Raw genomic sequence first — 10,076 nt, 5'->3', positions numbered from 1 at the left:
ACGAGATGCGATCGTGTCGGGGCAGGTCGCCGTCGGGGACAAGCTTCCGGCCGAGTCCGCGCTTGCCACCCGCCACGGAGTCTCGCGTTCGGTGATCCGGGAAGCACTGCGGTCGTGCACCGCGCTCGGGCTGACCGAAACCAAAACCGGCCGCGGAACATTCGTCGTCCGTGACCGAGTCACCGGCGATCTCGACATCGGGAACTACGCGGCTCGCGAACTGATGGAAGCACGGCCCCATGTCGAGATACCGTCGGCCGGGTGGGCCGCCGAACGACGCACCGACGAGGACCTCCTGGTGCTCGAAGGACTCACCGACGAGATGCGCAACGAGGACGATCACCACGCCTGGGTCCTACTGGACGGCCAGTTCCACACCGCGATCGCACGAGCCAGCAAGAATCGGGTGTTCGAAGCAATCATCGTCGACATTCGTGGTGCGCTGACCCGCCAGTCGGAAACCCTCAACCTCGTCGCCCGACGCCAGCAGAAGTCCAACATCGAGCACGACACCATCGTCGCGGGCATCCGATCGGGGAATTACGACGAGGCGGCCCAGGCCATGGCCGCCCACCTCGACGCCGTCCGCGGGGCGGTGGAGTCGCTGCGCCGTTAGCTTCTGGCGAATCGCCGCTCACTCTTCCGGTTCGGTCAGCCCTTCACGCTCGTCGCGCTCGGCCCATTCGAGCAGAGGCACGAGCGAGAACACCGCATCGTCGATGCCTGCGTGCAGATCGCCCAACTCGGCGAACCGGGTTGGCACCGTGAAGATCGTGAACTCGTGCGGGTCGACGTCGGCTATCTCGTCCCAGGCAATCGGCGTCGAGACGGTCGCTTCCTGGTTTCCGCGGACCGAGTAGGCGCTGGCGATGGTGTGATCGCGCGCATTCTGGTTGTAGTCCACGAACAGCTTCGTCGGGTCGCGGTCCTTGCGCCACCACGTCGTGGTCACGTCCTCGGGTGCGCGACGCTCTACTTCGCGAGCGAAAGCCAGTGCGGCCCTGCGTACATCCTTGAACCCGTACGCCGGGTCGATGCGCACGTAGATGTGCAGGCCATGTCCGCCCGAGGTTTTCGGCCACCCGACGGCACCGAGGTCGTCAAGTACGTCCTTCACCACCTCTGCGACGCTACGAACTCGGTCGAACGGGCAGTCGGGCATCGGGTCGAGATCGATGCGCCACTCGTCGGGCTTCTCGACGTCGGCCCGTCGGCTGTTCCACGGATGGAACTCGACGGTGGACATCTGCACCGCCCACGCCACGTGCGCGAGTTCGGTGACACACAGCTCGTCGGCCGTGCGGTTGTAGCGAGGAAACGTCACCCGCACGGTCTCGAGCCACGGCGGGGCGCCGTTCGGCACCCGCTTCTGGTGCACCTTCTCCCCTGCGAGCCCCTTGGGGAAGCGATGCATCATGCACGGTCGCTCGCGGAGTGCGCGCACGATGCCGTCGCCGACGCTGAGGTAGTAGTTCACCAGATCGAGCTTGGTGGCCCCATTTTCGGGGAAGTACACGCGATCCGGGTTCGAGATCCGTACGATGCGGTCACCGACCGGTATCTCGATCGACGGTGAGCTGCTGGCCATGAACCGAGCCTAGGTGACGGCAGGCTTGCCATCCACGTGATTCGGGTACCGCCGAGGAACCATCAGCATCGACATGAGGAGAGACGTTGATCTTCATCACCGCCAAGTTCAAGGTGAAGCCCGAGCACGCCGACAACTGGCCCGAGATCTCACGCGACTTCACCGAAGCCTGCCAAGCCGAGGAAGGCTGCCTGTGGTATTTCTGGTCGCGCACTCTCGACGACCCCACCGAGTATGTCCTGGTGGAGGCATTCAGGGACCCCGATGCCGGTGCCACACATGTGAACTCGGACCACTTCAAGCAGGCCCAGAAGGATCTCCCGCCGTACCTACAGGAGACGCCGAAGATCATCAGCCAGGAGGTCGACGGGACCGACTGGAACGAACTCGGTGAGCTCGCCGTCGAGTAGCGCCGGAATCAGAGCGCCTAGTCGGTCGCTGCCGACACGGGACGACGAGACAGTGCAGCGCTTGCAGTGTGCAAATTGCTCGCCATTCGATCCAGAGTGGTGCGGGTGGTCTCGTAGTCGGCTTCGGAGACGCCCTCGGTCGCAATTTGCATGGTTCGATCCTGTGTCTGCATCATTCGATTCAGCAGTTTTTCACCCTGGTCGGTGAGGACCATGATCCGCTCGCTGTCCGTTGCTCCCTTCACGTCGATCCAACCGTTCTCGGTCAGCGAGGACAGAAGCTCGTCCAACTCCGCGTCGCTGTAGAACGTGCGCGCCTCGCTGGTGAACGTGGACAGCAGGAGTTTGCGGTCGCCGAACGCAGTGCGCAACGCCTGCCAATGTGCACGGCCGACCCCATGCTCTGTTCGAAGGGCTGTGTCGACATAGTCGTTCAATTCGTTGTCGAATTGCTTCACCAAGTAGCCGAGAGGTTGATCGCTGCTCATGAGTGGGACTCCTTCGCGTACGAGTTACTGTCGGCCCGAACCGACGTGGATTCGGCGTCCGTCGACTCGCCGCGCATCAACACCGGTACAACGACCGCGAGAGCGAGCATCACCACGGAGCCTGCTGTTGCGGCGACCGACAAACCGGATGTGAACGCTTCCGCAGCGTTCTCGAACAGTGCATTTCCGACCTCCTCGGGCAGACTTCTCGAGACCTCACGTGCACTTGCGAAGGACTCCTCAGCAATCGCGGGGACATCTGCAGGCAGATCGAGTGATGTTTTGTACACCGTTGCTCCGATCGAGCCCATCAGCGCGATACCCAACGCGCCACCGAATTCGGATCCGGTCTCTTGGATCGCTGATGCCGCCCCTGCGCGATCCGGGGGTGCGGCCGCGACGATGGCATCGGTTGCCAGCGTCATGACCGTCGTAACTCCCGCGCCGAGCACGACGCCGCCGCCCACGATGATGGACAGGCCGTCCACCGCCGGTGTGAATGCGATTACGCCCAGCCCGGTGGCAGCCGCAACGAAACCGATGCTCATCGCCGACGCGGTGCCGACCCATCCGCGCAGCTGCGGTGCGAGCATCGAACCGGCCATCGCTGCAATGGTCATCGGTATCATCCACAGCGCGGCTCCGAGCGGGCTGAATCCAAGTGCCAACTGAAGGTACTGCGCGAGGTACATGTTGGGTCCGAGCAACACCATGATGCCGAGCGTCACAGCCACGAGGGCTCCGACGAAGCGCCTGCTCTTGAACAGTGTCGTGTCGACGAGTGGGTCGGTGGCCGATCTCTGGCGTACGAAGAACAGCGCGGCGAATACGGCACCCGCCGCCAGCGAGATCGAGCTCTTCACGTCCCATCCCGTGATTTCGGCGGCATGTTTCGCTGCATAGACGATCGGCAGAACAGCAGCCATCGACAAAGCGGCGCCGGCGATGTCGAAACGTGCGGACGACGGATTGCGGAACTCAGGAACGAGAATGGGGGCTGCGATAAGGAGTCCGATCAGGAACGGGACGTTGATCAGGAACACCGAGCCCCAGTCGAAGAAGTTCAGCAACGCGCCGCCTGCGACCGGGCCGAGAGCCCCTCCGCCCGCGAAGGCTGCGGTCCACACCCCGATTGCCTTTGCTCGCTCGCCCGGATCCTCGAACATGTTGCGGATCAACGACAGAGTCGACGGCATGAGTGTTGCACCACCGAGCCCCATCAGTGCGCGCGCGGCGATGAGCATCTCGGGGCTCGTGGAGAAGGCCGCCAAAACCGAGGCCGCTCCGAATACCACTGCGCCGATGAGCAGGATCTTTCGGCGGCCGAACCTGTCGCCGAGATTGCCCATCGTGATCAGCAAGCCGGCGAGCACGAAGCCATAGATGTCGAGAATCCACAGCATCTGGCTACTCGTCGGGGCCAGATCAGCCGTGATGACCGGGATGGCCAGATAAAGCACGGAAAAGTCCATCGACGTGAGCAGAACCGGCACGACCAGCACCGCGAGTGCCGCCCAGCGCGCAGGATGTCCGGTTGCCGACTTTTCGCCCGTGCCGAAAGCAGGTGCGTTCATGTCATACTCCTTCTATGCGGATGCCCCCTCCGGATTAATCGGAGACATCCTCCGCTTACAATATGGAGGCAGCGTCCGCTTAAGTCAACAGCTGAGGGAGAAACTCATGAGTGCTCCGGCCGGCCGGCCGCTGAGAGCGGACGCAGTACGCAACCGAAACGCGGTCGTTCAGGCGGCCCGGAGGGCGTTCGTCGATCGAGGAGTGGAGGCCCCACTCGAGGACATTGCCAAATCAGCCGGCGTCGGACCCGGCACGCTCTATCGCCACTTCCCGACTCGTTCGGACCTAATTGCCGCGGCCGTCGAGGACCACGTCGAAGAGCTTCGACGCGCGGTGGATCGCCTGAACACACCCTCGTACGACGCGGATGTGCTCCGGGATTGGGTGCGGCTGTTGTCGGACTACTCGGGTGCGTACGGCGGACTGGCCGACAGCGTGCTGGCTGCGAGTTCGCGAGGCGGATCACTCGGCGAGATATGTCGGGAACTGGAGGATCTCACCGAAGCCGTACTGGAGCGCGTCCGCGCCACAGGACGCGTACGAGACGACGTCGTCGGCGAGGACGTGTTCGTGCTTGCGAACGCGCTCGCGTGGGCGAACGGCCACGATCCCGAGGGAGTTCGCGCGGACTACCGTCTCGAAATACTGATGCGGGGAATCATGAGCTAGTCCACAGCCCCTCTTCCGCGCGGCGGCACTGCTCCATGTTCGGCAGAAGGCCCCTCTGAAGTGACATCTCCAACGTCGGAGCGGCGCAGTCGCGTTCGGACCGCGCGAACTGCATCTTGTTCACGGGAAGCGGTAGCCCGATGCGAGGATCGAGTGCCGACACCGATTGCTCCTGCTCCACCTTGTACGGCGCCGACATCAGATAGCCGACAACAGAGTTGTCTTGCAAGGAGAGCAAGCCATGCCCGACGCCGATCGGTACGTAGATCGCGTCTGCTGCAGCTCCGGTGAGCGTCACACTCTGCCACCCGCCGAACGTGGCCGAGTCCGTGCGTAGATCGACGAGAAAGTGCTCGGTGTGGCCGCTCGGACAATAGACGTACTTTGCGCGGCCGGGTAGCACGGTGGTGTGGTGAATTCCGCGCAGCACGCCACGCATCGACACGTTGTGGCTTATCTCGTGGACCGGAAACAGTGGGCGACCTGTTCTTTCGACGAAGCCGGCCGCAGTGAACTGGGTGGCGAAGCATCCTCGTTCGTCGTGGTGGGCGTCCGCTCGGAGCACCTCGACTCCGTCGATCCGAGTACCGACGACAGGACGCCGACCGACGGCGGTCACAGCCCTGTGATCACTTCCCTGAGGGCGGCGATGACCCCTCCCTGTTCGGACTCGGACAACGAGGGATACATCGGCAAGGAAAAGATCTCAGTCGCGAGCTTTTCCGTGACGGGTAGAGATCCGAGTTCGTAACCGAGATGCGCAAACCCGCTCATCGTGTGCACCGGCCACGGGTAGCTGATGTTGAGTGAGATGTCGCGGTCCGCGAGTGCGTCGATTATGGCGTCTCGCTGGGGGTGGCGTGCAACGTATACGTAGTACACGTGACTGTTGCCCTGATTGGTCTTCGGCAGCTGTAGTCCACCAGGGCTTTCCAGGTCACCCAGTTCTTCGGCGTAGCGGCGTGCGATCGAATTTCGCGCCGCGACGTAGTCGTCGAGGCGATGGAGCTTTCTTCTCAGAATCTCAGCTTGAAGTTCGTCGAGTCGAGCATTGTGCCCAGGGCTTCGAACGACATAGTAGGTCTTTTCCATCCCGTAGTAACGGAGCTGCTTCAGGGCGCGGTCGACCTCGGGGTCCGCGGTGATCACCGCGCCGCCGTCTCCGTATGCGCCGAGGACTTTGGTCGGATAGAAGGAGAACGCGGACGCAGCCGACATCGTTCCGGCGATTTTTCCGTTGTAGCGTGCCCCATGCGCCTGTGCACAATCTTCCACAATCGCGATATCGTGTTTGTCGGCGATTCTTCGAAGCGAATCCATATCAACACACTGACCGTAAAGATGCACGGGCAGAATCGCTTTCGTCTTCGACGTGATTGCAGCATCGACCTGAGTGGTGTCCATCAGAAAATCCTGCTCGCGGACGTCGACGAACACGGGGACAGCGCCGGCGCCGGTGACGGCCACAACCGTCGGTGCCGCGGTGTTGGACACCGTGATCACCTCGTCGCCCGGACCCACCCCCACGGCCTCCAAGGCGAGCTTCACTGCGTTGGTGCCGTTGTCGACTCCCGTGCAGTGCGGTGCGCCGTGGTATCGGGCAAATTCATCCTCGAAGCCTTTCACGCTGTCACCCAGGACCAAGCGACCGGATTCGAAGACGGTATGTACAGCGTCGAGAATGTCGTCTTTTTCCTTGGCATACTCGGGCAGATAATCCCATACACGAGTTGACATTCGGCTTCACTCCTTGAATTCGAGTTGGTGAGTTCGTCGTGTCTTCCGAGCTGAACTGACTCCGGCCTCACAGTCCGGAAGCCACGTCCATGACATATTGCCCGTAGGGGGACTTGGCGAGCTGCTCTCCCAGGCGATAGCACTCGTACTTGTCGATGTAATTCATTCGGAGGGCGACCTCTTCGAGGCAGGCAATCCGAACCCCCTGTCGTCGTTCGAGGGTCTCGACGTATTGCCCTGCATCGATGAGGCTTTCGTGCGTTCCGGTGTCGAGCCACACGAATCCCCGGCCGAGTTCCACCAGCTGCGCGCGTCCTTCACGCAGGTACGCGAGGTTGACATCGGTGATTTCCAGTTCCCCACGAGCGGACGGTTCAAGCGTCTTGGCGATATCCACTACATCGTTGTCATAGGCGTAGAGGCCGGTGACCGCGATATTCGACAGCGGCGCAGTAGGTTTTTCTTGGATACCGATCAGAGTTCCCGCGTCGTCGACTTGGGCCACGCCGTACCGCTGCGGGTCACGGACGGGGTACCCGAACAGAACGCATCCATCGACACCGCTGGCCACCTTCTGCAGCGTGGTGCTGAATCCCGGTCCGTGAAAGATGTTGTCACCCAGCACTAGCATCACGGAATCATGCCCGATGTGACGTTCGGACAGCAGAAAGGCGTCAGCCAGTCCCCTCGGTTCGGCCTGCTCGACGTAGGAGAGGGTGAGACCGTAGCGCGATCCGTCGCCGAGCAATCCTTCGAATGCCGGTAGATCACGAGGGGTGGTGATGATCTGAATATCGGTGATACCGGCAAGCATCAGCACCGACAGCGGATAGTAGATCATCGGTTTGTCGTACACGGGAAGAAGCTGTTTGGAGACGCCGAGGGTTATCGGATGCAACCGTGTTCCGCTCCCGCCCGCCAGTATTATTCCTTTCATCACTTCAGTGTCCTCACTCTTTTCGCCATTCGACTCCGATGACTGAAGTGTTCGCGCCTCGGGATAGTCCGACGCACTCGACAATCATCGCCGGGGCTGCGGTGTCGACACAAGACCGTCGGTGTCATGGCGAAGTCAAACTTCGTCAACAACACGCCGACTCGGCATCGGTCGCCACAGCTTTGGATATCCAGTGATGCAACTATATTCAAGTCGCAGCATGAACGAGATTCCGATCGTTCATGCTGCGACTCGCGATGTCGTAGCCAAGCCGGAAGCCGACGCCACGAACTGTGACGATCCAATCGGAGGACCCCAGCTTGCTACGCACACTGCTGACATGTGTGTCGAGCGTTCGCCGGGACCAGCAGTCACCCCAGACGCGACGCATGATCTGCTTGCGCGCCAGTACGCAACTGGGCGACGACGCGAGCAAATGAAGAAGATCGAATTCCTTGGGAGTCATGGAGATCGGCTGACCGTCGAGGTACACCTGACGCGCGGGTACTTCGATATGTAGGGGCCCATGAGTGATGACACGGTCGGCCGGGTGTGACGAATGCTGGGCCCGGCGGCTGACGGCGTTCATTCTCGCGAGAAGTTCACGGAAGCGATACGGCTTGACCAAGTAGTCATCGACGCCGGCTTGAAAACCGAGAATCAAGTCCAACTCGGTCTCACGCGCGGTGAGTGCGATAAGGGGAACGTCGCTGATCGATCGAATACCTCGGCATACCTCGAGCCCGTCGAGATCCGGAAGTTCCAAGTCCATCAGGACAATGGACGCATCTTCGTGAGCACGAAGTGCCTCGTCCCCCGTGGCGACGCAGATGACCCTGTGGCCGTGCCGTTCCAGACCTCGCGCCAACGTCTCGGTATGCGGGAGGTCGTTCTCGACGATCAGTACGTTCGACACCTGACTGTCGGCCCCAGATACACCGTTACCGTGCCATGTTCCTTTGGCGCTCATCGTGTCCAGCATCTGTTCCCCGCCTCGATTGAGTAGTTCGATGTCCCGGAAGTCACTGCTCGCTACATACACGTGCGCCGCGCGGCAGCGGGCGGCCCAAGGTCCGATGCAATCTCGGCGAGCGGCGCTCGGCGCGGAGCACCGCTCGGTCTCGGCATTGCAGTTCAAAATGCACATAATTGCCATGGCCGTTGTTGTAGACTAACACGGGTGAAGTAACCTTGGAAGGGACGAAACCAGCATGAGCACGAACACACGCCCCAAAGGCGGCTTGATCGACAAGCGAAACGCGATCCTCACCGCTGCACTCGCCGTCTTTGCCCGCGAAGGCTTCAGCAGAGCAGGACTCGACGCAATTTCTGCCGAAGCAAGGGTGTCGACGCGCACGATCTACAACCACTTCGAGGACAAGGCCGAGTTGTTCAGAGCCTCCATTCACGAGAGTGCCGCGCGAGTCGCAGACGTTCAGGTAGAGCTCATCGACAGGCATCTCGGTGTTCTGGCCTCGGGCGCGGACGTCGAGGCGGTATTCGTGGCATTCGCCACGGAGTGGTGCGCCACGGTGACGCGATTCCAGGACCACTTCGCACTAGTCCTGCAGATGCCTGCTGAGTCGAAACACCTACCGCGAGCGACGGTCGACGCGTGGTTACGAACCGGGCCGATGCGGGTTCGCCGGGAACTCGCCCACTACTTCCAGCGTTTGAACGACAAGGGCCTGCTGCAGATCGACGACTCCGATACTGCTGCACAGCACTTCTCGCTGTTGACGTCAGCGGCCATTCCGCCCTTCTACTGCGGCAGCGCGTACGAGGAAGTGGAAACCGCCGCCGCAGTCGCAGCGGCGGTCCGGACATTCCTGCACGGATGCGGAGCCCGCTGATTCCGATGGCAGGACTCTTGTCTCACTCGCGGCGGTCGACGCGTCGCTCGAGTTCGCGACAAGTCGATTCGGGGCCGTGGGTATTCGCGATCTCGCTCGCGATGTTGTCCAGCGTCTGAATGGCACGGGTATCGGCGAGCACATCGGCGACAGCTGCGGCGATCGCACCGGAAGGTGACGCGACGGGAACCGACCGACCAATACCGAGCTCATCTATTCGCGCTGCATTGGCGAACTGATCGGCGGCCTGTGGAATGACAACCTGCGGAATGGCCGCTGCCAATGCACCGAGCACCGTTCCGGTCCCACCGTGGTGGACTACGACATCCGCGCCTGCCAGAACGCTCGGTTGATCTACGAAATTCAGCACGCGCACCGATGCAGGAACCGGACCGAGCGCATCGGTGTCGCCTCTGGGACCCACTGCCACCAGCACATCGAAGCCGGCAGCACAGGTCTCGTGAACCGCCTGGCGCAAAGCATCGACTGCGCCGAACGACACTGTCCCCATGGTGAGGTACGCCCTTGGACGAGTACCTGTGGAATGACTCCATGGATTGGAGCTACTGGGTTCGCTCCACGCAACGGTCCGAGTATTCAGCCGGCTGGGTGACCCTGCCGAAGTCACCCCGCGCCACGTAGGTGGCAGTGGATCGATCATGACCTCGGGGGCGATTTTCGCGTCGGCGAACAATTGTGCGGGAAAGCCTTCCCAGCGGCTGATCGCGAAGGGGATTGCTTGAATTCCCAGGTCTTGTGCGGCAGCGCCGGCACCGATGTTGGTCATCTCGTACACCACCAGATCAGGTTGTCTCCTCG

Annotated in this window: 12 protein-coding genes; 4 read left to right on the top strand and 8 right to left on the bottom strand. The window is 61.8% G+C overall.

The genetic code is table 11. The features are described from left to right. A partial coding sequence (locus A2J03_RS25565) for a FadR/GntR family transcriptional regulator (RefSeq protein ID WP_068379795.1) occupies positions 1–616 on the top strand: 616 nt, incomplete at its 5' end. 18 nt (positions 617–634) lie between these two features. On the opposite strand, the gene ligD is transcribed toward A2J03_RS25565, so the two are convergent. Continuing rightward, positions 635–1,588: a non-homologous end-joining DNA ligase gene (gene ligD / locus A2J03_RS25560; protein WP_068379786.1), complete on the bottom strand. Its 954-nt coding sequence runs from the start codon at positions 1,586–1,588 to the stop codon at positions 635–637. 86 nt (positions 1,589–1,674) lie between these two features. Here ligD and A2J03_RS25555 point away from each other — a divergent pair, with 86 nt between their 5' ends. Then, the gene (locus A2J03_RS25555; protein WP_068379782.1) at positions 1,675–1,998 is read left to right on the top strand and encodes a putative quinol monooxygenase; all 324 of its coding nucleotides are present in this window, start codon (positions 1,675–1,677) and stop codon (positions 1,996–1,998) included. A gap of 17 nt (positions 1,999–2,015) precedes the next feature. Here the strand turns inward: A2J03_RS25555 and A2J03_RS25550 are convergent, their stop codons facing one another. Together A2J03_RS25550 and A2J03_RS25545 are read right to left on the bottom strand one after the other, a co-directional pair. Continuing rightward, positions 2,016–2,486 carry a hypothetical protein gene (locus A2J03_RS25550; RefSeq protein ID WP_068379779.1) on the bottom strand — a complete coding sequence of 157 codons (471 nt, stop codon included), beginning with the start codon at positions 2,484–2,486 and terminating at the stop codon, positions 2,016–2,018. Beyond that, complete coding sequence (locus A2J03_RS25545; protein ID WP_068379776.1) at positions 2,483–4,060, bottom strand: MFS transporter; 1,578 nt, start codon at positions 4,058–4,060, stop codon at positions 2,483–2,485. The genes A2J03_RS25550 and A2J03_RS25545 overlap by 4 nt, the downstream gene beginning before the upstream one ends. Before the next feature lie 106 nt (positions 4,061–4,166). On the opposite strand from A2J03_RS25545, the gene A2J03_RS25540 reads away from it, so the two are divergent. Further along, complete coding sequence (locus tag A2J03_RS25540) at positions 4,167–4,730, top strand: TetR/AcrR family transcriptional regulator (RefSeq protein WP_068379773.1); 564 nt, start codon at positions 4,167–4,169, stop codon at positions 4,728–4,730. Here A2J03_RS25540 and A2J03_RS25535 read toward each other — a convergent pair. The 4 genes from A2J03_RS25535 to A2J03_RS25520 form a co-directional block, all read right to left on the bottom strand. Further along, positions 4,720–5,349, bottom strand: a complete 630-nt coding sequence (locus A2J03_RS25535) for a dTDP-4-dehydrorhamnose 3,5-epimerase family protein (RefSeq protein WP_197480962.1) — start codon at positions 5,347–5,349, stop codon at positions 4,720–4,722. The two genes, A2J03_RS25540 and A2J03_RS25535, sit on opposite strands and share 11 nt — an antisense overlap. Then, positions 5,346–6,467: a DegT/DnrJ/EryC1/StrS family aminotransferase gene (locus tag A2J03_RS25530; RefSeq protein WP_068379771.1), complete on the bottom strand. Its 1,122-nt coding sequence runs from the start codon at positions 6,465–6,467 to the stop codon at positions 5,346–5,348. The genes A2J03_RS25535 and A2J03_RS25530 overlap by 4 nt, the downstream gene beginning before the upstream one ends. 67 nt (positions 6,468–6,534) lie before the next feature. Then, positions 6,535–7,404 (bottom strand): glucose-1-phosphate thymidylyltransferase RfbA, encoded by an 870-nt coding sequence (gene rfbA / locus A2J03_RS25525; protein WP_068379768.1) that lies wholly within the window; start codon positions 7,402–7,404, stop codon positions 6,535–6,537. A 208-nt stretch (positions 7,405–7,612) separates the two neighbouring features. Further along, on the bottom strand, positions 7,613–8,374 hold the full coding sequence (locus A2J03_RS25520; RefSeq protein WP_156520583.1) for a response regulator transcription factor: 762 nt from the start codon (positions 8,372–8,374) through the stop codon (positions 7,613–7,615). A 241-nt stretch (positions 8,375–8,615) separates the two neighbouring features. Here A2J03_RS25520 and A2J03_RS25515 point away from each other — a divergent pair, with 241 nt between their 5' ends. Next, the gene (locus A2J03_RS25515) at positions 8,616–9,257 is read left to right on the top strand and encodes a TetR/AcrR family transcriptional regulator (RefSeq protein ID WP_068379763.1); all 642 of its coding nucleotides are present in this window, start codon (positions 8,616–8,618) and stop codon (positions 9,255–9,257) included. Positions 9,258–9,279: 22 nt separating this feature from the next. Here A2J03_RS25515 and A2J03_RS25510 read toward each other — a convergent pair. Next, a partial coding sequence (locus tag A2J03_RS25510) for a glycosyltransferase (RefSeq protein ID WP_269455246.1) occupies positions 9,280–10,076 on the bottom strand: 797 nt, incomplete at its 5' end.

The sequence above is a fragment of the Rhodococcus sp. EPR-157 genome (genome assembly GCF_001647195.1).
Lineage (GTDB): Bacteria > Actinomycetota > Actinomycetes > Mycobacteriales > Mycobacteriaceae > Rhodococcoides.
The sequence above is the reverse complement of the archived record's forward strand: the minus strand, read 5'-3'. Positions and strand labels throughout refer to the sequence as shown.

Coding starts and splice junctions, on each gene's coding strand:
- A2J03_RS25530 (WP_068379771.1), bottom strand. CDS start 6,467: ATGTCAACTCGTGTATGGGATTATCTGCCCGAGTATGCCAAGGAAAAA.
- A2J03_RS25550 (WP_068379779.1), bottom strand. CDS start 2,486: ATGAGCAGCGATCAACCTCTCGGCTACTTGGTGAAGCAATTCGACAAC.
- A2J03_RS25545 (WP_068379776.1), bottom strand. CDS start 4,060: ATGAACGCACCTGCTTTCGGCACGGGCGAAAAGTCGGCAACCGGACAT.
- A2J03_RS25520 (WP_156520583.1), bottom strand. CDS start 8,374: ATGAGCGCCAAAGGAACATGGCACGGTAACGGTGTATCTGGGGCCGAC.
- A2J03_RS25515 (WP_068379763.1), top strand. CDS start 8,616: ATGAGCACGAACACACGCCCCAAAGGCGGCTTGATCGACAAGCGAAAC.
- A2J03_RS25540 (WP_068379773.1), top strand. CDS start 4,167: ATGAGTGCTCCGGCCGGCCGGCCGCTGAGAGCGGACGCAGTACGCAAC.
- ligD (WP_068379786.1), bottom strand. CDS start 1,588: ATGGCCAGCAGCTCACCGTCGATCGAGATACCGGTCGGTGACCGCATC.
- rfbA (WP_068379768.1), bottom strand. CDS start 7,404: ATGAAAGGAATAATACTGGCGGGCGGGAGCGGAACACGGTTGCATCCG.